We start from the raw sequence: 25,538 nt of genomic DNA, 5'->3' as shown, positions 1-25,538 counted from the left end.
TGTCAGGGATCGGGCCGCTACCTGCGTAAGGGCGGCCCGATCGTGTTCAGATGTGGGCTGTCACCACGGGATGGGGCCGTGTTCGCCGAAGCAGCCGCCGGTGGGGCCGTTGTCGGGGAGGGTGGCCAGGCGTACGGCGATCGCGGCGCCGTCGGCGGCGGTGCGGGTGAGGCCGGGGACGCCGTGGGTGAAGGCGGTCGCGCACAGGCCCGGGTCGGCCGCGTTGACCAGGATCCCGTGCGGGCGCAGCTCCCTGGCGTACTGGACGGTCAGCGAGTTGAGCGCGGTCTTGGACGGCACGTAGGCCACCGAGGCGGGGCGCCCGCCGAACACGCCCTCGGGGTCGCTCATCAGCGTCAGCGACCCGAGGCCGCTCGTGACGTTGACGACGCGTCCCGCGGGCGAGCGCAGCAGGTACGGGATCATCGCGGTGGTCACGCCGATCACGCCGAAGACGTTGGTCTCGAAGACCTGCCTGACGACGTCCAGCTCGGCCGTGCCCGGCGCCTGCCCGACGCTGTCGCCGAGGATGCCGGCGTTGTTGACCAGCACGTCCAGCACGCCGAACCGTTCGCCGACGTACTGGGCCGCGCTCTTGATCGACACCCCGTCGGTGACGTCGAGCTGGACCGCGCGCACCTCGCCGCCGGCCGCGCGCAGGTCCCGCGCCGCCTCCTCGCCCTTGCGCGGGTCGCGCGCGCCGAGCAGGACGGTCATGCCGAGCCCGGCGAGCCGGGCGGCGATCTCGCGGCCGATGCCCTGGTTCGCGCCCGTGACCAGCGCCGTCACCGGGCGGTCCCGGCCGCCGCCGGTCACGCCCGGGGCGCGGCGGCCGTCCGGGCCGTGCGGGTCACCCACGGACCGCGCCCGCCGGGTGGGGGCCGCGTTCCGCGCGGACCAGTTCCACGACGGCCGCGATGTCGGCCTCGGCCGAGGTGTGGCGCGCCGCCTCCTCGAACCGCTTCTCGACGAGGCGCGCGATGGGCAGGGTCAGCCCGTTCGACTCCGCCACCTCGGCGACGAGCCGCACGTCCTTGGCGCCGAGCCGCGTGCTGAACCAGCCGTGGTGGTCGCCGCCGACCGTGTCGTCGATGCGGTTGAGGATGGCGGGCGGGACGGTGGGCCACTGGTGGAGCTCGCCGCGCAGCAGCTCGGTGTCGAGCCCGGCGGCCTCGGCGGCGGCGACCACCTCGGCGACGACGGCCATGGCCGAGATGAGCAGGTAGTTGTTGAGCAGCTTGAAGGTGGTCGCCGCGCCGGGGTCCTCGCCGCAGTAGGTGTGGGCGTGGAAGATCTGGGACAGCGCCGGCTCCAGCCGGTCGACGAGGCGCCGTTCGCCCGCGACGAGGGCGGTCGCCCGGCCGTGCGCGATGGTCTGGGGGGCTCCGATGATCGGGGCGGCCACGAACCCGCGGCCGGGCTCCGCGTCCCTGAGCAGGCGAGAGGTCTGCGGGGAGACGGTGCTCATGTCGACGAGGACGGGGGCCCCGTCACCCGCCTGTGTGGCGTCGGCGAGCCGTCCCGCGACGTCGAGGACGGCGCGGTCGTCGGCGAGGGACATCAGCACCGCGTCGGCGCTCTTGGCGGCCTCCGCGGGTGTGGACGCCTCGGTCGCGCCCGCCTGCACCAGCTCGGCCGCCTTGCCCGGTGTCCGGTTCCAGACGGTGATCTCGGTTCCGTGGTCGATGAGCCGCCGGGCCACCGCCCGGCCCATGTTCCCCATTCCCAGGACTGCTATCTGCATATGTCACTCCCCCTCGCCGCCGTTCCTCCCCCACTCACAAGACGGACACACCGGACGAAGGATGAAAATGGTACAGAATCCAAGAAGTCCCACTTAGGTGCCAAAAGCGGCGCTTCCGGGAATACCTCATGAAGCCATACAACGCCGACTTCGACCGGCACACCTGTACGCACGGGTTGCCGAATCATAAGAAGGCGCATGATCCCGTCAAGCCATCAATGAGAGGAACCGCTTATACGTTTGCTCCAGCGCACGTTGAACGGGGGCACGCATGGACATTCGTCGACACACCAGGAGAACGGTCCGTCTGGCGCTCATCGGCGGCCTCGGGGCCACACTCGTCACCTCCGCGCCGCCGACGGCCGCGGTGACACCGGACGCGACGGGTCCCGCCGCCTCCCACCTGCCGTCCGCCCCGCAGGACCCCGACCAGCTCGCGCTACGACGCGTCTGGGAGCGCCAGGCCGAGGCCTGGGCGCGGGGCGACGCCGTCGCCTACGCGAGGGTCTACACCCCGGACGCCGACCTGGTGAACATCAAGGGCGAGCACCTGCACGACCGTCGCATCATCGCCGCGCGGCTCCAGCACTACTTCGACCACGACCTCAAGAACACCCGCATCCTGCGGCTGGACGAACGGGTGCGCAAGCTCTCCCCGACCACCGCGATCATCGTGCGCAGGGACTGCGTCCTGTACGGCGGCGAGACGGCCTGCCGTCCGGACCGCCTCTCGATCAACACCAGCGTCGTCGTCAAGAAGGCGGGCCAGTGGCTGGTCACGTCCTTCCACAACACGCTCGTCCAGGACCAGGGCGCCGCGGCCACGCCGCTGAGCGCCGGCACCCACTTCGACACCACGCAATGACCGGGGGACACGAATGGACACCCATGACCGGATGAGGCGACCGACCCACGCCGTCCTCGCGGCCGCCCTGGGGCTCGGCGCCGCGCTCATGCCCGCCTCCGCGGCCGTCGCGGACCCGGCGCCCCAGGCGGGCCCGAGCGACGCCGACCGCGCCGCGCTGGCCCAGCTCTGGGAACGCCAGGCCGGGGCGTGGGCGCGCGGGGACGGGCACGCGTACGGTGCGACGTACACGGCGGACGCCGACTTCGTGAACGTCACCGGCGAGCACATCCACACCGGCCGCGAGATCGGGACCCGCTTCCAGCGCTACCTCGGCGCCCAGCTCAAGAACAGCCGCATCATCACGCTGGAAGAGAAGATCCAGATGCTGTCCCCCACGCTGGCCTACATCATCAGGAAGGGCTGCGTCTTCTTCGCCAAGGAGACGAGCTGCCACCCCAACACGCTGTCGTGGAACACGAGCGTCGTCGTCAAGGACTCCGGCCGGTGGCTGGTGCGGTCCTTCCACAACACGCTGGTCAATCCGCCGAGGTGACGGCCCTCAGCCGAGCCTGTCCCTGAGCTTGGCGAGCCCGAGGCGGATGCGCGTCTTCACCGTGCCCAGGGGGAGGCCGTCCCACTCGGCTATCTCCTTGGCGGTGAGGCCGTAGACCGCCGACAGGACGATGGGGCGGCTCTGCTCGGGCGGCAGCGCCCGCAGCGCCGCGGCGAGGCCGTCCCCCGCGGCGTCGTCCGGGACGGGGGGCGCGGGCGGCGCGAGCGGGCAGGGCAGGAGTTCCGGCTCGGTCCGCCGCCGGCGGCGGGCGGCGTCCACGGCGAGGTTGCGCGTGATGGTGAGGACCCAGGCCGCGGCCGGGGCCCGGTGCGGGTCGTAGCCGGCCGCGCGCAGCCACACGCGCACGAACGCCTCCTGGGCGACCTCCTCGGCCAGGTCCGGGTCGCCGACCACGCTCCTCGCCATGCCGAGGACGCGCGCCTGGAACCGCCGGACGAACGCCGCGGCGGCGTCCGCGTCGCCCGAGGCCATGCCCGCGACGAGTGCCTCATCCGAGAGCGCCATGTTTACTTGACGGATCAAGGATCAGGCCGGTTCAACCCCTATGAATCCCGCCATACCCCTGATTTCGTATTACTTCTGTGAAGTCTGTCAGAGGACCTGTCAACGTCCGGGAGTTCGAGCACGCCGCGCGCGACGCGCTCGACCCCGTCTTCTACGACTACTTCGCCTCCGGGGCGCAGGACGAGGTGACGACGGCCGCCAACGAGGCCGCGTTCCGCCGGCTGTGCCTGGTGCCGCGCGTGCTGCGCGGCCTCGGCCCGCCGGGTCTGGAGACGACCGTGCTCGGCCACCGGACGTCCATGCCCCTGCTGATGGCGCCGACCGCCTTCCACCGGCTCGCGCACCCCGACGCCGAACGGGCCACCGCGCGCGCCGCCGCCGGGGCCGGCGTCATCATGATCGCCGCGATGCTGTCCACGACCGCGATCGAGGAGGTCGCCGGCGAGGCGCGCAAGGTGGACGAGAACGCCGCCCTGTGGTTCCAGCTCTACGTGCAGCCCGACCTCGGCTTCACCGAGGCCGTCGTGCGGCGGGCCGAGGCCGCGGGGTGCACGGCGCTCGTCGTCACCGTCGACTCCCCCGCGCTCGGACGCAACGAGCGCGGCGACCGCAACGGCTTCCACGACCTGCCGCCCGGCATGCGCTGCGAGAACCTGCGCGAGATCGGCGGTGACGTGCGCGGCGTCGTGCTGTCCCCGGAGATCTCCTGGCGCCACCTGGACTGGCTGCGCGGCGTGACCGGCCTGCCGATCGTGCTGAAGGGCGTGCTGCACCCCGAGGACGCCCGGCTCGCCGTGCGGCGGGGAGTGGACGGGCTGATCGTCTCCAACCACGGCGGGCGGCAGCTCGACACCGTGCCCGCCTCGATCGACCGGCTGCCGGTCATCGCCGACGCGGTGGGCGGGGAGATCCCGCTCGTGCTGGACGGCGGGGTGCGGCGCGGCACCGACGTCGTCAAGGCGCTGGCCCTCGGCGCGAGCGCCGCGGCCGTCGGCCGTCCCGTCCTGTGGGGGCTCGCGGCGGACGGCGAGGAGGGCGTGGCTCGCGTCCTGTCCCTGCTGCGCGCCGAGCTGGTCAACGCGCTCACCCTGTGCGGGTGCGACTCTCCCCTGTCGGTTCCCCGTGATCTCGTCGTGGAAGGTGGTGGCCGATGAAGGTCATCGGCGTGGGTGTGGGACGCACCGGCACCCTGTCCCTGAAGGCGGCCCTGGAGACGTTGGGCTTCGGGCCGTGCTTCCACGGGCGGCACGTCCTGGACCACCCCGACCGGCTGCCCCTGTGGGAGGCCGCGGCCCGCGGCGAGGCCGTCGACTGGTCCGCCGTCTTCGCGGGCTACGAGTCCAGCGTGGACTGGCCGGGCGCGGCGTTCTGGCGCGAGCTGACCGCCGCGTTCCCGGCCGCCAAGGTCATCCTGACCGTGCGCGAGCCGGGCGGATGGTACGAGAGCGTCGCGCGCACGATCTACCCGATGTTCGGCACCTCCTCCGACCCCCGGGCGCGCGAGGCGCTGAGCGTCGTCCCCGGCATGGAGGTGTTCACGCGGTTCCACCGGCGCATGATCTGGGACGGCTTCTTCCGCGGCGGGTTCGCCGACCGCGAGCGCGCCATCGCCGTCTACGAGGAGCACAACGCCGCCGTCCGCGCCGAGGTGCCCGCCGAGCGGCTGCTCGTCTGCGAGCCCGGCTCGGGGTGGGCGCCGCTGTGCGCGTTCCTCGGCGTGCCGGTGCCGGACCAGGAGTACCCGCACCTGAACGACCCCGGCAGGTTCTGGGGGCGGGTGGAGGCGAGGATGGCCGAGTCCAGGCGGCACTTATGATCGCGCTGGCCGCCGCCGCCCTCGTGCTCAGCCTGCCGTACTGGCTGCCGCGCGTCGTCGTCCGCCTGCGCATGTGGATCTTCACGCGGATCAACGGCGAGGAGGGCGTCCCCGTGCCCGGCGACCTCGTCCCGGTCGAGCGGTTCCGCCGCGTGTACGCCGACCCGGCCGCCGACGGGCGCAGCAGGGGCGCCGCGCTGTCGGACCTGTTCTGGTACTGGCTGTCCCCCGGCGCGGACGTCCACCAGGAGCACCTGGAGCCCGGCGAGCGCTACGAGCGGGTCGCGCGGGCCACCCGCGGGTTCCTCGGCCTGCCGTCCGCGGAGGTGACGGCGATGGCCACGCGGGCCGCCGGGCGCCTGCGCCCGTCCGGGTTCGTGCGGCTGCGCGACCTGCTCATGCCGATGTGGGCGGAGTTCTTCTACGAGCTCGTCTTCGGCGAGGAGTGCCCGGCCGAGGCGCGCGCCCTCATCGTGGCCAACGCCGACGACGTGGTGACCGCGCTCAAGGCCTGCGGCCTGCGCCACATGGGGCGCAGGGACCGTCTCACCCGCTACCTGCTGACCCGCCTCGACGACGCCCGCCACCCGCTGCCGGACGGCCTCACCCGCGTCGAGCAGGCGCTGTACCTGCAAGGGACGTTCTTCAACACGGCCGTCGTGCAGCAGTCCGAGGCCACCGCCCACGTGCTGATGACGCTCGCCCGGCACCGGGAGACGCAGGACGCGCTGGCCCGCGACCTCGCGCCGCTCGGCCACGTGATCGAGGAGACGCTGCGGCTGTACCCGCTGTTCGGGATCGCGCACCGCGTCACCTCGGCCGACATCGCGCTGGACGGCGGCCCCACCCTGCCCGCCGGGACGGTGCTGTGCTTCAACTACCCCGAGTTCCACCGGACCGGGTTCGCCCACCCCGACCGGTTCGACCCGGCGCGGTGGGAGACGCTGTCCGCGCGCGAGGCCAACCACATCCCGTTCGGCGTGGCGGCGAACCGGCCCTGCCCGGCCTGGCGGCTCGCGCCGCTGGCCATGCGCGCCGTCGTGGCCGCGCTGGTGCCGCGCCTGGACTTCCACACCTCGGCCGCGCACACCCGCTCGCTGCCCAACCGGGGCCCGTGCCTGGTGCTCCCGCGCGGCGCCCGGCCGTGGTGGCTCGGCGCGGCGCTGGCGTTCATGCGCGTGCGCGACCGGTGGGAGGACGTGGGGCGCGGGCTGACGCAGCTCGTGCTCGGCACCTACATGGTGTGGGACGCGCGCAGGCGACAACTCTGCCGGCGCCACTTCGCCGCCGCCCCGGAGGCGACCGCCGGAGGGAACGCCGCCACCGGGCCGGAGGAGACGCCGTACCCGAGCCAGGAGCGCACGGCGTGAACGAGGAGGTCTTCCCCGGGCCGGTGCTCGGCGCGCTGCGCGCCTCCCCGGAGCGGGTCGCGTTCGTGCAGGGCGGGCGCGTGGTGACGTGCGGCGAGGTGCTCGACCTCGCCGCACGGCTGGCCGCCGGGATGCGGGCGGCCGGGCTCGGCCCCGGGCGCGGGGTCGCGCTGGCGACCGGGCTGTCGCCCGAGGCGTACGCGGCGCACCTGGCGGCGCACGCGCTGGGCTGCCGCGTGGCGGCGCCGCGTCCCGGCTGGAGCCCGCGCCAGACGGAGTACGCGCTCGGCCTCGGTTTCGACGCCGTGGTGACCTCCCCCGGCGCGCCTCCGGCGCCCGGCCCCCGGGCCCTCGGGCCGAGCCGGCAGGCGCCGGGCCCCCGGGCGCTGTCCCTCGGGCCGAGCCCGCACGCCCCCGACCTGCTCGCCGTCCCGCGGGCGGCGGACCTCACCCCGCGGGGACGCCCCGGCGACATCGCGCGGCTGACGTTCACCAGCGGCAGCACCGGCCGCCCCAAGGCGTGCGCGCAGACCTACCACGCGTTCAGCCTGGCCTACCGCCGCGACCGGTGGCCCGCGCCGCTCGCGGAGCTCATGACCGGGTTCGGGCGCTGCCTCATCTCCGAGAGCCTCGCCGGGCCCGTCATGATGACCTACCTCGGCCGCTGCCTCATCGCGGGCGGCACCGCCGTCCTGCCGGGCGACGACGACTCCGCGCCCGTGCTGCCCGGGGCGATCGAGCGCCACCGCCTCACCGCGATCCTCCTGCCGCCGCCGCGCCTGCGGCTCATGCTCGCCACGCTGGACGAGCGCCCCGTGGACGTGGGCAGCCTGCGCGCCGTGGTCCTGGGCGGCTCCCCCGCGGGGCCAGGCCTGCTCACCGAGGCGGTACGGCGGCTCGGCCCCATCGTCTGGCAGGGGTACGGCCAGGGCGAGGCCGGGGTGATCTCGATGCTGACCCCGGACGACCTGGCGCGCGAGCCCGCGGCGCGCGAGTCGGTGGGGCGGCCGCTGCCCGCCGTCGAGGTCGCCCTGCGCCGGGACGGCTCCGCGCCGGTGGCGCCCGGCGAGGTCGGCGAGATCTGGGTGCGCAGCCCGCACATGATGAGCGGCTACTGGAACGCGCCCGAGGAGACCGCCGAGGTGCTGCGGGACGGCTGGCTGCACACCCGCGACCTCGGCTATCTCGGCCCGACCGGGTTGCTCCACCTGAGCGGGCGCAGCCGCGACGTCATCATGGTGAACGCCGAGGTCTGCTACGGAGGCGCGGTCGAGCGCGCGCTCGCGGGCCACCCGGCGGTGGCCGAGGCGTGCGCGCTCGGGGCCGGGGACGCCGAGACCGGGGAGGCGTTCCACGCGTTCGTCGTGCTCACGGCGCCGGTCGACCGGGAGGCCCTGCTCGCGCTGGTGCGCGGCTCGCTCAGCGCCGGCCACGTCCCGCGGACGATCACGGTGGTGGACGCGATCCCGGTGACCTCGGCGGGCAAGCCCGACAAGGAGGCGCTCGCCGCGCTCGTTCCCCCGCCGGGCGCGCCCACGGGCGCGGTTTCGCCCCCTGTTTCGCCCTCTGTTCCGCCCACGGGTTCGCCGACGAAGAACTCACCATTCTGACCATCCGCCCTTCACGGCGTTCGGCGTTATTGTCAGATCAGGGCCTAACGGGCGCAGCCGGTATGCGCGTACCCGAGGAACCGATGAGTTCACACGACGACCAGGACAGGGCCTGGTTCCACAGCCAGTTCATATCTCTGTCGACCAGGAAGACCGGCTTCGAATGGCAGGCGTTCGTCAATGACCTCATGCACGCGGTTCATCCTGGCGACTTCGTGGCGGTCGATCCATCCGGGCGCGGGGACAAGGGGTGTGACGGATGGGTCGGCGGTCTCATGCTGGCCTGCTACGGGGCGGGGAATCCGAATCAGCGATACGTGACGAGGAAGATCGAGAGTGATTTCACCACGGCGTTGAAATACTGGGGTGACAGCATGGACAGGTGGGCGTTCGTACACAACAACGCGAATGGACTGCCCGAAATGGCGGCCCGCGCGGTCATCGAACTTCGGCGCCAGCACCGCGGGTCCGTGCGCATCGAGCTGTGGCCGCCCCAGGTCCTGTGGAACCACTGCGCGTTCCTGCCGCGCGAGCGGCTCGCGACGATCACCGGCTCGCCGCCTTCGGACCATCCGGCGGGCATGAGCTACATCGCGCGGTGCGTGGAATCGCTGGCCAGGACGCGTCTGACCCCCGGGCTCGACCCGGTGCGCGAGGTCGCGCACGGCAAGATCGAGCACAACGGCTTCGGCCCCGAGGTCGCCGATCTCATCAGGCGTTTCCAGGTGCACACCGGCCACGTCCGTTATTACTTCACCTTCGCCTCTCCCGGTGAACAGGCCCAGGTCTCCGAGAACCTGCGGGCGCGTTTCGCCGGGCACCGCGCGCTGCTGGAATCGCCGGACGCCGTGTTCCACGCGTTGTGCGACGACCTGGTCGTCGAGGCGTTCCGCGGCGGCGGATACGCCGACAAGGCGCAGCAGCGCAGCGCGGCCCTCATGGTGGTCACCCATTTCTTCGAGAAATGTGAGATATTCGAGGCGCCGGAGGAGCAAAGCCGTGCTGCTTCCTTCTAAGGCCATACCAACCGACCAGGCACTGCTCGCCGTCGGTGCGCAGATATTGATCCAGCTCGAACGTCCCGGCACCGTGAGCGTGGTGTGGGACCGGGTGCTGGAGTGGCGGTCGGCCCGCGGAATGCGATCCGCACTGCCGTTCTGGTGGTTCTCGCTGGCCCTGGACGTCCTTTACGCGCTCGGGGCCGTCGAGCAGCGTAACGGAGAGCTGATGAGGAAGAGCCGTGCTGCATGAGCTCAAGAGCGACCTCCCCGAGTTCAAGGAGGCGGACTTCCGAGACGGCCTGAACATCGCGGTCGCCCGCAGGAGCAGGACGGCGGGCAGGGATGACAGGAACCCGGTCGGCAAGACCAGCTTCGTCCGCGTCCTGGACTTCCTGCTCGGCGCCGACGTCCGCCCGGGGCACCCGCTGCGCCGCGCCGAGCTGGCGCACGCGGAGTTCGGCCTCACCCTGGACCTGTTCGGCCAGCCGAGGACGATCACCCGCAGCGCGGGCAACCTGGCGTCGGCCCAGGTCAACGAGGTCGCGATGCGGCTGCAGAAGTTCCGCGGCTATCTCGGCAAGGGCCTGTTCGGGCTGACAGGCGGGGGCGGCGAGCCGTCCTTCCGCTCCCTGGCGGCCTACTACCTGCGCGACGTCGCCGCCGGAGGCTTCTCCTCGCCGACCGAGACCCACCGCAAGCAGCGCGTCATCGACACCCAGCCCATGCTGGCCCACCTGTTCGCCCTGGACGTCGGCCTGGTGACGAAGGTGCGCGAGGTGAGCGAGACCGGCCGCGACCTGCGCGAGCTGCGGAAGATCGCCAAAGAGTCCGTCATGGGCATGGCGCTCGGCCGGGGCGACGACCTGGACGCCCAGATCCGCGCGCTGCAGAGCCGGCGCGAGGCCCTGGCCGGCGAGATGGTGGACTTCCGCGTCGCCGGACGCTACGCCTGGCACCGGGAGCGCGCCGACGAGCTGAGCCGCAGGATCCGCGAGATCAACGACCACCTGGTGGTCACCGAGCGCGGCGTCAAGGACGTCGAGGCCGCCATCTCGCGGGACGAGGACGTCCTGCCCGGCCACGACTACCTGCGCCAGGTCTTCGACGAGCTGGCCTTCGTGCTCCCCGGCCAGGTCACCCGGCGGTTCGAGGAGGTCGAGGCGTTCCACCGGTCCGTCGTGGCCAACCGGCGCGGGTATCTGGAGGCCGAGCGCGTCCGGCTGCTCGGCGAGATCTCCCGCGAGCGCGCCGAGCTCGCCGACCTGGACCGGGAGCGGGCCGGGCTGATGCGCCTGCTGGCGGCCGACGGCGCCTTCGAGACCTACGCCGAGCTGCAACGCCAGCTCGCCGTCCTCGACGGCCGCCTGAGCGAGCTGGCCGAGCGCCGCTCCATCGTCGAGCGCTGGGGCAACAGCAGCAGGCACCTGCAGATGCGCTCCGCCGAGTTGGAGCTGCAGATCAACGCCGACCTGCACGACCGGCGCGACCACGTCAGGGAGGTCTCGCGGATGTTCGCCACGTTCGCGCGCCGCCTGTACGGCGAGGCGCGCCCGGCCGCGCTGACCATCGAGGCGGGGCGCTCCGGCTACAAGTTCACGCCCGCCATCGGCGGGAACGTGACATCCGGCGTCCGCTGCATGGCGCTGTTCTGCTTCGACCTGTGCATGGCGGTGACGGCCAAGCGCGCCGGGCACGGCCCGGACTTCCTCGTCCACGACAGCCACGTCTTCGAGCACGTCGACATCGGCCAGGTCGCCGCAGCGCTGGCGCTCGCCGCGGAGGTCTGCGCCGCGGAGCGGCTGCAGTACGTCACGACGCTGAACTCCGACCGGCTGGAGGACGCGCTGCGGATCCGTCCCGGCCTCGACCACCACCTGTGCGCGGAGATGACCGAGGCACGCGACGACGGCGGCCTGTTCGGCGTGCGCTACTGACCGGACGACGACGCGCTACCGGCCGGTCATGCGCAGGAACGCCTCCGTGGTGACGATCGGCACGCCGTAGATGCGGGCGGTGCGGGCCTTGCGCGACAGCGTGTCGGGGTCGGCGGCGACCAGCAGCCTCACCTGCCGGGTCACCCGCGGGTGCGGGACGTACCCGGCGACGCGGGCGCGCGCCTCCCACACCGCGCGCTCCTCCTCGGTCTCGCCGGTGAACGCCACCATGTCGCCCTGCTCCAGCCGGAAAGGGACGCCCGGCCGCGGCCGTCCCTCACCCGCCGCGACCCGCGCGGGCGCGTCGCCCGGCAGGCCGAGAATCCGAGTGACGTGCGCGAACTCCTCGCGGTGCGCGTCGGTCGCCTCGCCCTCCGCCATGGCCGCCCGGACCAGCGCGGCCAGGTAGTCCAGGTGCAGGCGTCCGAGGTCGGCGCGGCCGAGCCCCATCAGGGCGGCGAAGTCCACCAGGGCGTCGGCCTCGGTCGGGGAGATGTGGTGGTCCAGGAGCGCCTGGTCGAGCAGGGCCAGGTAGGAGTCGGCCACGGCGGGCTCGGGGACGCGCGGCATCCTGTCCAGGATGCGCTCCAGGAAGGGGGTGTCGCGGTCGGCGGACACGCCGCGCCGCACCGGGGCCGCCGCGCCGGTCAGATCGGGCCAGGGCGCCGCCGCCGAGCCCGCGAACAGACCCTGCCACGGCACCCGTTCCCCGGCGCGCGCGATGTAGTGGCCGAGCAGTCCGGCGGCGGCGCGGGCGTCCACGACGGCGTCATGGTGGCCGCTCAGGTCGACCTCCGCGAGCGCGCAGCACCCGGCGAGGTTGCGCGGCGCGCCGGGCATGAAGTGCGGCGCCCACCGCATCGTGCACACGCCCGCCTCGGGGCGCAGCGGCGCCTCCGCCCCGAGCCGGGCGAACTCGCTCGACAGGAACAGCAGGTCGAAGGGCAGGTTGTGCGCGCACACGACCCGCCCGCGCAGCAGCCCCGCCAGCGTGCCGGCGATGTCGGCGAAGGACGGGGCGTGGCGGACGTCGGCGGCGGAGATGCGGTGGATGCGCTGCGGGCCGAGGTCGCGCCCGGGGTTGACGAGCGTGCCCCACTCCCCGGTGACCCGCCCGGAGCCGTCCACCTGGACGACGCCCACCTCCACGACCCGGTCATGCCACGCGGGCCGTAACCCGGTCGTCTCCACATCGACGACGGCGTACCCGTGCTCCCGCATCGGCCGGCCCTCTCTCGGTAAGCCCTGGTAAGCGTCGGTAAGCGCACTCCTAGGATTCCCCCAACCGCGGGCACCTTATCTGGAGATTCTCACCAGCTCTGGACGTACCGCCCCCACCCCGACCGGCCGCGCGACTCATGCCAGTGCGCGGCCGGTTTCCGTGCTCATGGAGGGCCTTCTGAGACGGCGGCCGGGACCGTGCCGCTTCACGGCACGGCGGGGTCACGCCTTCTCGGCGACCAGACGCTCGACGGTCGTCATCGCCTCCGGGATGGCACCGGAGTCCTGGCCGCCGCCCTGGGCGACGTCCGGCCTGCCGCCACCGCCGCCGCCCAACGCCGCGGCCGCGGCGCGGACCAGCTCGCCGGCGGCCAGGCCGCGTTCCCGGGCCGCCTCGTTGGTGGCGACGACCGTCAGCGGGCGGCCGTTCGCCGCGGCGAACAGGGCCACCACGGCCGAACGGCCCCCCAGGCGGTCACGTACGTCGAAGACCAGCGTGCGCAGGTCGTCGGCGTCCGTGCCGTCCGGGGCCCGCCCGACGACGAGCGCGACACCCTTGACGTCCTTGGCCCCCTCGGCGAGGCCCGCGCCCGCGCGCAGCACCTTCTCGGCGCGGAACTTCTCGATCTCCTTCTCGGCGTCCCTGAGCCGGCCGAGCATCGCCGCGACGCGCTCGGGCAGTTCCTCGGCACGGCCCTTGACCAGCTCCTGGAGCCGGGCGACGACCGTGTGCTCGCGGGCCAGGAAGTCGTAGGCGTCCAGGCCCACCAGCGCCTCGACGCGGCGCACGCCCGAGCCGATCGACGACTCGCCGAGCAGCTTCACGAGCCCCAGTTGGGCGGTGTTGCGCACGTGCGTGCCGCCGCACAGCTCCTTGGAGAAGTCGCCGATCGTGACCACGCGCACCCGCTCGCCGTACTTCTCACCGAACTCGGCGATCGCGCCCTGCCGCCGGGCCTCCTCCAGGCCCATGATTTCGGCCTCGACGTCCAGCTCGCGGGACAGCACCTCGTTGATCTTCTGCTCGACGTCGGTCAGCACCGAGCCGGGCACCGCCGAGGGCGACCCGAAGTCGAAGCGGAAGCGGCCGGGCGCGTTCTCCGAACCCGCCTGCGACGCGGTCGGCCCGAGCGCGTCGCGCAGGGCCTGGTGGGTGAGGTGGGTGGCGGTGTGCGCGCGGGCGATGGCGCGGCGGCGTGCGACGTCGATCGCGGCGTGGGCGGGCGCGCCGACCGTGACCTCCCCGACCTGGACGACCCCCTTGTGGACGGTCACGCCCGGGACCGGCCGCTGGACGTCGCGGACCTCGATCACCGCGCCGGACTCCAGGCGGATTCTGCCCTGGTCGGCGAGCTGGCCGCCGCCCTCGGCGTAGAAGGGGGTGCGGTCCAGGACGACCTCGACCGTGTCGCCCTCGACGGCGGCCAGCGAGGGGACGCCCTCCACGAGCAGGCCGACGACCGTCGCCTCGCCCTCGGTGGCGACGTACCCGGTGAAATCGGTGCGCCCGGCGGCGACCTCGCGGTAGGCCGACAGGTCGGCGTGGCCGGTCTTCTTGGCCCTGGCGTCGGCCTTGGCGCGCTCGCGCTGCTCCTTCATCAGGCGGCGGAAGCCGTCCTCGTCCACGGACAGGCCCTGCTCGGCCGCCATCTCCAGCGTGAGGTCGATCGGGAAGCCCCACGTGTCGTGGAGCTGGAACGCCTTGTCCCCGGCCAGGACGGCGCCGCCGCGGCTTCTGGTCTCGGCGACCGCGGCGTCGAGGATGGCCGTGCCGGCCTTCAGCGTCTTGAGGAACGCCGCCTCCTCCGCGCGCGCGACCGTCCGCACGCGCTCGCGGTCGGCGACGAGCTCGGGGTACTGCTCGCCCATCGACCCGATGACCGTGTCCACCAGCTCCTGGACGACGGGATCCGTGGCGCCGAGCAGGCGGGCGGCGCGGATCGCCCGGCGCATGACGCGGCGCAGGACGTAGCCGCGGCCCTCGTTGCCGGGGACGACGCCGTCGCCGATCAGCATCACCGACGTGCGCATGTGGTCGGAGATCACGCGCAGCGCGACGTCGGAGGACTCGGCGGCGCCGTAGCGCACGCCGGTCAGCTCGGCGGCCCTGTCGATCACGACCCGCGAGGTGTCGATCTCGAACATGTTGGGCACGCCCTGGAGGATCACGGCGAGGCGTTCCAGCCCGAGACCGGTGTCGATGTTCTTCGACGGCAGCTCGCCGAGGATCGGGAAGTCCTCCTTGCCCTGGCCCGGGCCGCGCTCGTACTGCATGAAGACGAGGTTCCACAGCTCCATGTACCGCTCGTCGTTCACGGCCGGGCCGCCCTCGGGGCCGAACTCGGGGCCGCGGTCGTAGGAGATCTCCGAGCAGGGGCCGCACGGGCCGGGGACGCCCATGGACCAGAAGTTCGGGCCCATGCCCAGGCGCTGGACGCGCTCGGCGGGCACGCCGATCTTCTCGCGCCAGATGCGCTCGGCCTCGTCGTCGTCCAGGTACACGGTGACCCAGAGACGCTCCGGGTCGAGCCCGTAGCCGCCGTCCGCCACGGACGTCGTGAGCAGCTCCCAAGCGTAGGTGATGGCGCCTTCCTTGAAGTAGTCGCCGAAGGCGAAGTTCCCGCACATCTGGAAGAAGGTGCCGTGCCGGGTGGTTCTGCCCACCTCCTCGATGTCCGGCGTGCGGACGCACTTCTGCACGCTGACCAGGCGCGGGCCCGGCGGCCTCGCCGCGCCGAGGAAGTACGGCTTGAAGGGGACCATGCCGGCCGGGACCAGCAGGAGGGTGGGGTCGTCGGCGATCAGCGACGCCGACGGCACGATGGCGTGCGCGCGCTCCGAGAAGAAGCGCAGATAGCGGCGGCGGATCTCGGCCGACTCCATGAGCGGGTCCCTTCTGCCCTCGGGTGGTCCCTGACTGCCAGGGAGGTTTCATGGTGGCCCGCGCCCGAGTGCGCTGTCCAAACGATTTACGGCCGCGCGAGGCCGCGCCCAGGACGCGACACGCCGCAGGGGATCGTCCCCCCTGCGGCGCGCACGCGGAATCGGCGGGGTGACCGCTACGAGGTGACCACCTTGGGGAAGGCGACCGGGCTGCGCCGGCCGTCGCGGTCCCGGGCGCGCAGGCCGAACTGGACGTCGTCCTTGGGGATGTCGATCGTCGCCCTGGTGACGTCGCCGACGTCGATGGCGTGCGTCCAGTCGGGGGCCGTCGTCTCCCGCCACACCACCTCGTACCCGGCCAGGCCGGCGTCGGCGCCGCGGTCCCACACGAGGGTGGTGTCGTTGGTGAGGTCCGCCGAGAGGATCCTGAGGTTCTTCGGCGTGCCCGGCCCCTGCGCCAGCGAGTAGAGCGTCGCCGCGTTCACCCTGGCCACGCGGGCGATGTACCCGAAGTCCAGGAACTCCACCAGGTCGCCGTACCGCACCCCGTCCACGACGCGGACGTCCTGGTGCTCGTGGTGGTAGTTCTCCCTCGGCTCGGTGAACCGCGCCGCCGGATAGCCCTCCCGCAGGAAGGAGATGTGGTCGCTGCCGCGCAGGAACCGGTCGCGCCGCCAGATCACCCGCACGTCCATGCCGGTCGCGTCGTTCTGCGCGACGTTCTGGACGAAACGGCCGAGCTGGCGCGAGGGACCGTCGTTCTCGCCGCCGGTCGACTGCCGGATCGACGCCTCCGCCGGCGTCTCGGTCGTCGGGACGCCCTCGACGAACAGCCGCACGGTGCGCGGGTCGGGACGGGTGCCGTCCCACGCCGAACTGGCGCCCACGATGTCGTTGCTGAACATGGCCTGCACGTCCGCGCCCACCGCCTTGAGCCGCGCGGCCATGTGCGCCGAGCCGTACAACCCCTGCTCCTCGGCCGAGACCGCGGCGAACACCAGCGTGCCGCGGGTGCGGCGGGTGGCGAAGACGCGGGCCAGCTCCAGCACCACCGCGACCCCGGAGGCGTCGTCGTCGGCGCCGGGGGCGTCGGCGGTGGCGTTCATGACGTCGGTGACCCGCGAGTCCAGGTGGCCGGTCACCACGTAGACCCGCTCGGGGGAGGCGTCACCGCGCAGCGTGGCGATCACGTTGGTGATCGTGGTCGGCGCCGGGATGCGCGGGGAGACCGGCTGGACGAACGACTGCCTCTCCACGGTCATGCGGCCCCCCGACACGGCGGCGGCGGCCTGCAATCGCGCGTACACCCAGGCCGTGGCCGCGCCGATGCCGCGCGCCGGGTCGTCCTGGCTCGACAGCGTGTGCCGGGTGCCGAACCCGACCAGCCGCCGCACCGTGGCCTCGATCCGGCCGGGGTCGATCTCTCCCAGCAGCTCGCGCAGGTCCTTGTCGGGCCGCTGCCGCGCGACGGGACGCCCCGGCCCCGGAACACGACCGTCACCCGCCGAGGCCGGCCCCGCCACCAGGGGCACGGCGACCGCCGACACAGCGGAAGCGGAAAGAAACGCGCGCCGACTCGCCCCGGCCCGCGACTTCGAGGGTTTCTCCATCCCTCAAATCAATCTTCGATCCGACACCAAGTCCACCCACAACTCCACGATCCCTGTCAACCTCCACCCCACCCGCCAACCCGTCCACCCACTCGCGCCTGAAGAACGCGGGCCGCGGGGCGGCCGTCGCAGGCACGGAACGCGATCCCACCCGATCTCCCCCCGGCGAACGCCGGGCCGTCCGGGCGGCCGCCGCGAGCAGAGAATGCGTACCCGTCCGATCGCCCGCGGCGAACGCCGCGCCGCGGGCCGGCCGTCGCAGGCAGAGTAGGGGCATGCGCCTGGCCGTTCTGTCTGACATCCACGGAGTGCTCCCCGCTTTGGAGGCCGTGCTCGCCGAGCCCGAGGTCGCCTCCGCCGACCTGATCGTGCTCACCGGCGACATGGCCGCGGGTCCACAACCGGTGGAGACGCTCGACCTGCTGGTCTCACTGGGCCCGCGGGCGCTGTGGGTGAACGGCAACGCCGACCGCGAACTGGTGGAGGCCCGCCAGGGCCGCCCATCCGCGTACCCCATCAGCCAGTGGGCGGCCGAACAGCTCCGCGACGACCAGATCGCCCTGCTCGCCGCCCTGCCCGACCGCCAGGTGCTGGACCTGGACCGCCTCGGCACCACGCTGTTCGTCCACGCCACCCCTCGCCGTGACGACGAGATGATCCTCGTCGACAGCACACTCGCCCGATGGAGCGAGGTCCTGGCCGACGTCACCGCCGACACCGTGGTCCTGGGCAACACCCACATGCCCTTCATCCGGCTCGTCGACCGCAGACTCGTGATCAACCCCGGCTCGGTCGGCATGCCCTACGGCACAACAGGCCCCCACTGGGCCCTCCTGACCAGCACCACCGGCGCCGCAACCCTCCGCCGCACCCCCATGGATCCCGACACCACCGCCACCCGCCTGATCACCGAAAGCACCTGCCCCGACATCAGAAACTGGACCGCCGAATACATCACCACCACCTACTCCGACACCGAAGCCCTGACCGAGTTCGCCAAAGCAGAGCAACGCTGACGAACGAAAGGCTCAGAAAAACGCGCCCGCCCGCTCCCCGGATCTCCGCTCCCCCGCGAACGCCGTCTTTGAGATGCGCGTCCGCCACACCGGGCCCACGATCACTCCTTCGGATAGACCGCCGTCGGCACGAAGGTCTCCGTCGTGACACGGTGCCCTGAGCGCATTCTCAACAGTGCGTCGACCGCGACCTCGACGATCCTGCGCGTGTCCTGAGAGATCGTCGCCCGGAACGGGGTGGTGTCCGCGTCGATCAGCGCCACCGCCTCACCGATGCCGTCCACACCGATGATCACCAGTCCGTCGAGGCGTCTGCCTCCGGCCACGTACTCCTGCACCGCGTCCACCGCCCCCAGCGCCATCTCGTCGTTCGTACAGAAGATGGCGTCCAGACTTTGTCCCTGTTCCAGGCGGCGCAGGTGGTGGCCGACGATCTCCCGCGTCCGAGGACGCTGCACGTAGCCCCTCAGGTTGATGTCGACCCTCGCGGAGGGCATCTGCCCCTTGAGCCGGTCGGCGAACGTCTCGTGCCGCAGCGCCAGCGTGTCCTCGCTGATGACGAGCACGGCCGGGTTGGCCACCTGCCGACCGGTGAGCTCCTCGGCGACCCAGTGCGCGGCCTTCTCACCGATCTCAGCGGAATCGCAGCCGACGAACGCCGTGCCGGAGGGATAGTGTTCGACGTCGAGAAAGGGCCTGACGTCCATGAAGACCACGGGCCGTCCGAGTGCCTCGCAGAACTCCCTCAGGTCGCGGGCCGTCCGCTCCGGATGCGCGGCGATGATGAATCCGCCCATGTAAGAGCGCTTTCTTTTCCGCAGCGACGCCAGGTGCAGACGTTGGTTCTGACCACTGTGGTCATACGAGGGAAGCTTCACCACCAAATCGATCCCATGGCGGTCGAGCGTCCGTGAGAGATCGTCGAGCACGTCGCCAAGCCACCGCGTATGGGTGAACGCCGACACCACGATGAACGCCTGATCTTGACTGCCATAGAGGCGGCGCGCGGCGAAGAACCCCAGTGCCCCCGCGACCGGCACCGCCACGGCGAACGACCACGCCACCATCGGTCCGGCCATGGCCGGCAATGCCGCCGTCGCCAACGCCTGCGCCGCCAGCGCCAGAATCACGCCGCTCACCAGTGATACGGCCAGATCGCCGAAGAGGTCCCTGACTCGGGTGTTCCTGCCTTTCAACCTGACCCCCGGCCGGATTTCGCGTCGATATGGCCAACTTTGGCGTACCCGCCGACCACTGTAAAGGCGTGCGCTGCCACCTCTCCGGATATTACGGAAAGGCGCAGGATCGCCTTTCCGTATGACGTCCGACCGACCGTCGAGACCACAGGTCCGTTAACAGGTATTCGGACGCCGTTTTCGGGGCACGGACTTCGCCGCGCTTCGCTCTGGGCGCATCGACGGGAGCGCACCCCGATCGTGGACCGAGTGGAGGGCGTCGGGCTTATGTGGGAGAACTGAGGGGATGGACGTTTCGGCACGGATGTGGGAGCGGCTTGTCGCGGCTGGGGCCGGGCGCCGGTTCCGTGCCGGCGATGTGCTGCTGCACCAGGGTGATGCGCCCTCGCACGTCTTTCTCCTGGTGTCCGGTCGGGTGAAGGTGCTTCTTCACCTGCCGGAGGGAACGCTCCTGCTGGCCGTGCGGGGGCCGGGTGAGGTTCTCGGAGTGATGGGGGTGGTCAGCGGGAGTGAGCGTTCCGCGACGGTCGTCGCCATGGACTCGTGCGAGACGCGAGCGCTGTCGGCCGAGCGCTTCCTGTCCTTCGTGCGCTCGTCGGAGGAAGAGGAATCCGTCCTGCTCCGGCGTGCGATGACGCGGATACGCGAAGGGGAGGCGTGGCGTGCCGAGACCGCCGCACTGCCGGCGCGCGGCCGTGTGGTTCGGGCCCTGCTGCGGCTGGCGGTGCCCGTGCCGGGGGCGCCGCTGGAGGTGGGGCTCAGCCAGTCGGAGATCGGCAGCGCCGTGGGGTTGTCGCGAAGCGTCGTCGCCGGCGAACTGGCGCGCCTGCGCGAGGCCGGGATCGTCACCACGGCCGTCGGGAAGGTGGTCATCGACGACCCGGCGAGGCTGCGCGCCCTGGCCGCTTCCGGACACGGCGATGTCTGATTCCCGACAACCTCTCCTCTGATTCATCTGCATTGTTAACAGGACCGACCACTCATCTGGAAGGTCCTGCCGTGGAAAAGTACAGCGTCCTGCTCACCGTCGACGCCGAGAAATTCAGTACGCACCGTGATACCGACCTGCCGCGCCTCCACATGGAGATCCGCCACGCCCTCGTAGCGGCCTGCGCGGCGAGCGGCCTGGCGGAGATATGGAGATCCATCCGGTTCCTGGAGAGCACCGGCGACGGGCTTCTGGCGATTCTGCCGCACGAGGCGACGCCGGCGCTCATCGACCGTTTCCCGCTCCAGCTCCAGAACGCGCTGGCCGCGGTGGCCCCCGAGCTGCGGGCGGCGGGGCTGAGGCTCCGGCTGCGGGTGGCGCTCCATGCCGGGCTCGTGGACGACGCGCGGCCCGAAGCGCCGGGCGTCTCCGCCACCACCGTCGGCGTCTGCCGCCTTCTGGACAGCGAACCCCTCAAGGAGGCGCTGCGGCGGAGCGACCCGGAGGTGACCTTCGTCGCCTTCGCGCTGTCCGAGGAAGTTTTCACGAAGTACGTCGTCGGCGGCCGTACGACATTGCGGCCGAGCCAGTTCACGCCGATGCACGTGACCCGGAAACAGTTCTCCGGTAACGCCTACCTCTACGTTCCGACTCCCTCGACACGGCAGGAACCCGCCCCGGACGCCGCACGACCCGCCACGCCGGCGCCGCCCGGAGGAATCTCGGTACGCGGGACGAGGATCAGAGGAAAAGGAAACCAGAACATCATCGGCAACAACGTGAACGGCGACCTCAACGCGGAGTCGTCATGACCATCATCGAGGACATCACCGTCAACGGCGACGATTCCCAGAACGTCTTCGGGAACACGGTCGGCGGCGACCTCATCGTGCAGATGGTCAGGAAGATACAAGGCCGCCCCTCCCTGGTCCTGTCCGAACAGGAAGTGCGCGACAAGGTCGCGGTGTACGTGCCCGCCCTCAACCACGACCTCATCGCCGCCGTCCTCGCCCGGGACAACGTCGTCGCGCTCTCCGGCCCGCAGGGCGTGGGAAAAACCGCCACGGCCATCGCCGTGCTCCGCCATGTGTGTCCCGGACTGCGGATCCAGCACTTCTCCGCCGGGGACGACGACCTTGAGGAGGTCGGGGCCAGAACGCAGGCGCGCGGATATCTGGTGCGGGCACGTGACGAGAATCCGTCCCGCTTACGGGCCTTTCTGGAAGCCCTGCGCGTGTCCGGAGGTTTCGCCGTCGTCATGGGAACCGCCGTGGAACAGCGGCGCTTCGCCGACTTCCTCACGACGATCGAGCTCGACGTCCCTCCTGCGGAGACGGTGTACCTCAGTCACCTCACCCGGCGGGGCCTCGGGAACTCCCGGTGGTCGTACTGGTCACGCGGGCTGGAACTGCTGAAAGGCGCGTCGCCCGGCGAAGCGAGCCGTCTCGCCGCGCTCGCCGACCAGATCCCTCGCGAAGGCGGCGACGAGGCGGAGGTGGAACACGCCTACCTCGGCTGGGCCGCCGAGTTGCGTGTCTGGTTCGACCACCACCCCAAGCTGCTCGACCAGACCCTGATGATCGCCGCGGCGACGATCGAGCCCGGCGACGAGAGCCAGGTGTACGCGGCGGCGCTGTCGCTGGCCCGGCGGCTCGACATCAAGCCTCCCGGGGCCGGCCTCGCCTGGACGCCGACCACCGGCCTGTGCGAGCTGCTGGAGACCGTGCGGGAGGACGAGCGGATCGTCTTCCGGCGGCGCGGCTACGCCGGCTCGGTCCTGCGGCATGTCTGCGACGAGTATCCCCTGGCCAGGATGCAGCTCCTGTCGTGGGTGTCGGACCTCCCCACCGACGAGGTCCTCGCCCTGGAGTCCAAGCCGGCTTATCGTCTCGTCGAGAAGTTCGCCGACCTCGCAGCCGGCTACAACGCGACCGAGAAGATCACGCAGATGGCCGGGCTGTGGGCGGGCGACAACCGCTCCGACCTGGCGTACATCGCGCTCGCCGAGACGTGCCTGCATCCGACCGTCGGTGGCCGTATCCGGACAAAGCTCTACGAATGGTCGACGCAACGCCAGACTCCGCAGACGCTCAAGCTCACGATCGCCCGTGTCTGCGAGGTCCTCGGCCAGGTCCACCTGTCGATCGCCCTGACCAGGCTCAAACACCTGGGCACCCATGGCAACGCGCAGGTACATGACGAGGTCGTCCAAGTCGCTCTGTCCCTGGCGGGCATCGACCCGGGAACGGTCTTCGTGACGGCTCTGAACTGGGCAAGGACGGCTCTCACCAAGCCCCGCGGCGAGGCGGCGAGGCTTCTGAAGGTCGCGATGCGCCTGCTGCTCGACCTCCTTCCCCGCTTCGGCGCCGACGAGCTGCACGCGGTCCTGCAGATCATCGATCTGCACGTGACGAACGGCGACTCCCGTCTCAGAGGCGATCTTCTCGCCTGGTGCAGGGACATGGCGGACGATCACCGCATCCCCGTCCTGCGTATGGCCTTGGCGTGCGCCGGAACCCTGGACGACGGCAGCGCCGCGGTCAGGGCCAGGAAGACGTTCGGAACGGAGCTGTTCCTGGCCCTGCTGTTCGTCCGCGACGCCTACGACGTCCCCGCGATCCTCGACGACTCGGCCCGGATCGACCCACTCTCCTGGTCCTCACCGTGGCGTATCGCCCTGAGCGGTCGCTTCCCCACCGCCTCCGAGGCCCTCTCGCTGTGGCTGAGGACGGCCGCCGACCGGGAAGATCTGCGCGCCCCGCTGACCGCCACGCTCGCCCTCGCGGCCCGGGGCGACCCGGCCATCCGGCAGCACCTCACCGTGCTCGTCCGGAAGTGGGACGCGGGGATCCACCACCACCGTCCGGTCAAAGAAGCCGTGCTGACGCGGATCCTGCTTCCCGACTGGCATCGATGGATCCTCGTCGTCTGGGTCCGGCTTCGCACGGCCGTCGCTCCGGGGCTCTGACCCCTGCCACGGCGCTGTGAGAAGCCGGACCCGTCCGGCCCGGGCTACACGACGGCTCCCGTCCCCTCGCGGCGGTGGGTGCGTGGGGTGGGCTGTTGGGGTGGGGGGCGCTTGGTGGTGCGTTCGAATTCGATCGCGAGGGGGCCGGCTACGAATGAGGATGAGGCGGTGCCTACCAGGATGCCGACTATGAGGGCGATGGCGAAGTCGCGGAGGGTGTCGCCGCCGAAGACGGCCAGGGCGGCGAGGATGAACAGGGCGCCGAGGCCGGTGTTCACGGTACGGGGGACGGTCTGCAGGATCGCGGCGTTGACGATGGCGGGGAAACGCGACCGTCTGTCCGCCTGCCACAGTTCCCGTACGCGGTCGAAGACCACCACCTTGTCGTTGATCGAGTAGCCGACGATGGTCAGCATGGCCGCCAGGAAGACCCCGTCGATGGGCTTGCCCAGCCAGGCGAACAGACCGGCGACCGCGGCCACGTCCACGACCAGGGCCAGGACCGCGGCGGCGCCGAACGTCCAGCGGAACCTGAAGGCCAGGTAGAGGAGCTGGGCACCCAGCGCCACGGCGAGGGCGACGAGCGCGTTGCGGCGCAGTTCCTCTCCCAGGCTCGGGCCGATGAGCTCGTCCCGCTGCTTGGTCACCTCGCCGACCCGGGTGTCGAGGGCCTGCTCGATGCGGGCCACGTCGTCGGCGCTGATCTGCCCGGCCCGTATGGAGACGGTGGCCCCGGAGGTCTGGACGTTCGCCGTGGCGTGCCCGGCCTCGGTGACGGCCTGCCGTGCCGCCTCGGGGCCGATCGGCCGCGTGGCGGTGTACTCGATCATCCGGCCGCCGGTGAACTCGACGCCGAAGTTCAGGCCGTGGACGACCAGCCCGCAGACCGCCACGGCGACCAGGGCGGCGGCCAGGGCGAGCCAGCGTCTGCCCCGGGTCATGAGGTCGGGGGCGCGCCGGGCGATCCAGGTCCTGACCCGGCCCTGCGTCGCCAGCCCGGACAGGCGGGCGCCGGTCCTGCTGATCACCAGGTGGGTCAGGACGCGGGTGATGAGCATGGCGGAGATGAGGGAGGCGACCACGCCGATGGCCAGCGTCACGCCGAAGCCGCGGACCGGCCCCGAGGCCAGCCAGAACAGCAGCCCCGCCGCCAGGAGCGTGGTGATGTTGGAGTCGGCGATGGCGCTCCAGGCGTTGGAGAACCCGCGGGCGAGGGCGGCGCGCAGCCCCCGGCGCGGCGCGCGGGCGTACTCTTCGCGCGCCCGCTCGAACACCAGCACGTTCGCGTCGACCGCCATGCCGATGGCCAGCACGAACCCGGCCAGGCCCGGCAGGGTGAGCGTCGCGCCGAGGGCGAGGAGCGCGGCGTAGGAGATGAGCCCGTACGCGGCCAGGGCGACGGTGGCCAGCAGCCCCACCAGCCGGTAGGTGAGGGCGATGAACAGCGCGGTGAGCAGGACGCCGGCGACGCCCGCCTTGGCGCTGGCCTCGATGGCCTGCGCGCCGAGGGTCGGGCCGACGGTGCGCTGCTCGATCAGGTCGAGCGGGACGGGCAGCGCACCGCCCTTGATCAGCACGGCCAGGTCCTCTGCCTGCTGGTAGGTGAAGGATCCGGTGATCTGGGTGGATCCCCCGGGGATGCCGGTGCGGCACGGCACGCTCGGGTCGACCTGCGGCGAGGAGATGATCTTGTTGTCCAGGACGATCCCGACGCGGCGCCGGGGATCGCCCTGATCGTGGCAGGCGGCCGCGCCGGTCAGGTCCCGCCACGCGGCGGCGTTCCGGAAGTCGACGGTGACCGACCAGCCCAGTCCGAGCTGCGGGTCGTTTCTGGCGGCGGCGTCGCCCACCCCGTCCCCGGTGATCGCGGCGGGGCCGAGCCGCAGGCGCTGCCCGGACTCGTCCGCCAGCACCTGCCCGGTTTCCCCGGAGCCGTCGCCGTCCACCTGCCCCAGCACCGGGTGGAAGGTGAGTTGCGCGGTCTTGCCGATGACCTCGGCGGCCTGGCGGGGGTCGAGCACGCCGGGCAGTTCGACGATGATGCGCCGCTCCCCGGAGCGGACGAGGGTCGGGTCCACCACGCCGAGCGCGTCGGCGCGGCGGCGCAGCACGTCCAGGGCGCGGTCGGTGGCCTCGGCGTCGGCCTTGGCCGTGGGAGAGTCGCGGGTCTCGAAGACCAGTTGCGTGCCGCCGCGCAGGTCCAGGCCCAGGCGTGGCGACATGGTGACGGTGAGTAGCAATGCGGTGGCGACGACGACGAACGCCGCCACCGCGCGCCACAAAGGCGCACGTGACATGGAAGCCTCCACGGGCTGT

Annotated in this window: 21 protein-coding genes; 13 read left to right on the top strand and 8 right to left on the bottom strand. The window is 72.0% G+C overall.

Features of this window, described 5'->3' with window-relative positions; genetic code table 11:
- Positions 1 to 60: 60 nt before the first annotated feature.
- Positions 61 to 858: an SDR family oxidoreductase gene (locus tag BJ982_RS15845; protein ID WP_307784640.1), complete on the bottom strand. Its 798-nt coding sequence runs from the start codon at positions 856 to 858 to the stop codon at positions 61 to 63.
- On the bottom strand, positions 851 to 1,744 hold the full coding sequence (locus BJ982_RS15840) for an NAD(P)-dependent oxidoreductase (RefSeq protein WP_184880833.1): 894 nt from the start codon (positions 1,742 to 1,744) through the stop codon (positions 851 to 853). The genes BJ982_RS15845 and BJ982_RS15840 overlap by 8 nt, the downstream gene beginning before the upstream one ends.
- A 271-nt stretch (positions 1,745 to 2,015) precedes the next feature.
- Here BJ982_RS15840 and BJ982_RS15835 point away from each other — a divergent pair, with 271 nt between their 5' ends.
- A complete protein-coding gene (locus tag BJ982_RS15835) occupies positions 2,016 to 2,609 on the top strand; it encodes an SgcJ/EcaC family oxidoreductase (protein ID WP_184880831.1) in 594 nt (197 codons plus the stop codon).
- Between the two features lie 31 nt (positions 2,610 to 2,640).
- On the top strand, positions 2,641 to 3,144 hold the full coding sequence (locus tag BJ982_RS15830; RefSeq protein WP_184880829.1) for an SgcJ/EcaC family oxidoreductase: 504 nt from the start codon (positions 2,641 to 2,643) through the stop codon (positions 3,142 to 3,144).
- 6 nt (positions 3,145 to 3,150) lie between these two features.
- On the opposite strand, the gene BJ982_RS15825 is transcribed toward BJ982_RS15830, so the two are convergent.
- Positions 3,151 to 3,669: an RNA polymerase sigma factor gene (locus tag BJ982_RS15825; protein ID WP_203959155.1), complete on the bottom strand. Its 519-nt coding sequence runs from the start codon at positions 3,667 to 3,669 to the stop codon at positions 3,151 to 3,153.
- 77 nt (positions 3,670 to 3,746) lie between these two features.
- On the opposite strand from BJ982_RS15825, the gene BJ982_RS15820 reads away from it, so the two are divergent.
- The 7 genes from BJ982_RS15820 (at position 3,747) to BJ982_RS15790 (ending at position 11,400) form a co-directional block, all read left to right on the top strand.
- Positions 3,747 to 4,823: an alpha-hydroxy acid oxidase gene (locus BJ982_RS15820; RefSeq protein ID WP_184880827.1), complete on the top strand. Its 1,077-nt coding sequence runs from the start codon at positions 3,747 to 3,749 to the stop codon at positions 4,821 to 4,823.
- On the top strand, positions 4,820 to 5,485 hold the full coding sequence (locus BJ982_RS15815) for a sulfotransferase family protein (protein ID WP_184880825.1): 666 nt from the start codon (positions 4,820 to 4,822) through the stop codon (positions 5,483 to 5,485). Before BJ982_RS15820 ends, BJ982_RS15815 begins: the two co-directional genes overlap by 4 nt.
- Positions 5,482 to 6,855: a cytochrome P450 gene (locus BJ982_RS15810; protein ID WP_184880823.1), complete on the top strand. Its 1,374-nt coding sequence runs from the start codon at positions 5,482 to 5,484 to the stop codon at positions 6,853 to 6,855. Before BJ982_RS15815 ends, BJ982_RS15810 begins: the two co-directional genes overlap by 4 nt.
- Positions 6,852 to 8,465 carry a class I adenylate-forming enzyme family protein gene (locus tag BJ982_RS15805; protein ID WP_184880821.1) on the top strand — a complete coding sequence of 538 codons (1,614 nt, stop codon included), beginning with the start codon at positions 6,852 to 6,854 and terminating at the stop codon, positions 8,463 to 8,465. The genes BJ982_RS15810 and BJ982_RS15805 overlap by 4 nt, the downstream gene beginning before the upstream one ends.
- An 83-nt stretch (positions 8,466 to 8,548) precedes the next feature.
- Positions 8,549 to 9,481, top strand: coding sequence for an ABC-three component system protein (locus tag BJ982_RS15800; protein WP_184880819.1), 933 nt, complete (start codon positions 8,549 to 8,551; stop codon positions 9,479 to 9,481).
- Complete coding sequence (locus BJ982_RS15795) at positions 9,465 to 9,716, top strand: ABC-three component system middle component 6 (protein WP_184612720.1); 252 nt, start codon at positions 9,465 to 9,467, stop codon at positions 9,714 to 9,716. The genes BJ982_RS15800 and BJ982_RS15795 overlap by 17 nt, the downstream gene beginning before the upstream one ends.
- Positions 9,706 to 11,400: a DUF2326 domain-containing protein gene (locus BJ982_RS15790; RefSeq protein ID WP_184880817.1), complete on the top strand. Its 1,695-nt coding sequence runs from the start codon at positions 9,706 to 9,708 to the stop codon at positions 11,398 to 11,400. Before BJ982_RS15795 ends, BJ982_RS15790 begins: the two co-directional genes overlap by 11 nt.
- 15 nt (positions 11,401 to 11,415) lie before the next feature.
- Here BJ982_RS15790 and BJ982_RS15785 read toward each other — a convergent pair whose 3' ends face one another.
- The 3 genes from BJ982_RS15785 to BJ982_RS15775 form a co-directional block, all read right to left on the bottom strand.
- Complete coding sequence (locus BJ982_RS15785; protein WP_184880815.1) at positions 11,416 to 12,621, bottom strand: exonuclease domain-containing protein; 1,206 nt, start codon at positions 12,619 to 12,621, stop codon at positions 11,416 to 11,418.
- A 222-nt stretch (positions 12,622 to 12,843) separates the two neighbouring features.
- Entirely contained in the window at positions 12,844 to 15,504 is a 2,661-nt protein-coding gene (gene alaS, locus BJ982_RS15780) for an alanine--tRNA ligase (protein ID WP_184880813.1), read from the bottom strand.
- 176 nt (positions 15,505 to 15,680) lie between these two features.
- Entirely contained in the window at positions 15,681 to 17,051 is a 1,371-nt protein-coding gene (locus tag BJ982_RS15775; RefSeq protein ID WP_203959154.1) for a M28 family metallopeptidase, read from the bottom strand.
- Positions 17,052 to 17,389: 338 nt separating this feature from the next.
- On the opposite strand from BJ982_RS15775, the gene BJ982_RS15770 reads away from it, so the two are divergent.
- Positions 17,390 to 18,130, top strand: a complete 741-nt coding sequence (locus tag BJ982_RS15770) for a metallophosphoesterase family protein (RefSeq protein ID WP_184880809.1) — start codon at positions 17,390 to 17,392, stop codon at positions 18,128 to 18,130.
- Between the two features lie 101 nt (positions 18,131 to 18,231).
- Here BJ982_RS15770 and BJ982_RS15765 read toward each other — a convergent pair whose 3' ends face one another.
- Positions 18,232 to 19,269 (bottom strand): sugar ABC transporter substrate-binding protein, encoded by a 1,038-nt coding sequence (locus BJ982_RS15765; protein WP_184880807.1) that lies wholly within the window; start codon positions 19,267 to 19,269, stop codon positions 18,232 to 18,234.
- A 343-nt stretch (positions 19,270 to 19,612) separates the two neighbouring features.
- Between BJ982_RS15765 and BJ982_RS15760 the strand changes: the two genes are divergently transcribed.
- From BJ982_RS15760 to BJ982_RS15750, 3 genes are all read left to right on the top strand, one after another.
- On the top strand, positions 19,613 to 20,254 hold the full coding sequence (locus tag BJ982_RS15760; protein ID WP_184880805.1) for a Crp/Fnr family transcriptional regulator: 642 nt from the start codon (positions 19,613 to 19,615) through the stop codon (positions 20,252 to 20,254).
- Between the two features lie 71 nt (positions 20,255 to 20,325).
- On the top strand, positions 20,326 to 21,066 hold the full coding sequence (locus BJ982_RS15755; protein WP_184880803.1) for a hypothetical protein: 741 nt from the start codon (positions 20,326 to 20,328) through the stop codon (positions 21,064 to 21,066).
- Positions 21,063 to 23,222, top strand: a complete 2,160-nt coding sequence (locus tag BJ982_RS15750) for a hypothetical protein (RefSeq protein WP_184880801.1) — start codon at positions 21,063 to 21,065, stop codon at positions 23,220 to 23,222. The genes BJ982_RS15755 and BJ982_RS15750 overlap by 4 nt, the downstream gene beginning before the upstream one ends.
- Positions 23,223 to 23,266: 44 nt before the next feature.
- Here the strand turns inward: BJ982_RS15750 and secD are convergent, their stop codons facing one another.
- On the bottom strand, positions 23,267 to 25,519 hold the full coding sequence (gene secD / locus BJ982_RS15745) for a protein translocase subunit SecD (RefSeq protein ID WP_184880799.1): 2,253 nt from the start codon (positions 25,517 to 25,519) through the stop codon (positions 23,267 to 23,269).
- Positions 25,520 to 25,538 lie beyond the last annotated feature (19 nt).

It is taken from the genome of Sphaerisporangium siamense (assembly GCF_014205275.1).
Classification (GTDB): Bacteria; Actinomycetota; Actinomycetes; order Streptosporangiales; family Streptosporangiaceae; genus Sphaerisporangium; species Sphaerisporangium siamense.
Note: the sequence above shows the minus strand (reverse complement) of the source record. Positions and strands in the feature narration are given on the sequence as shown.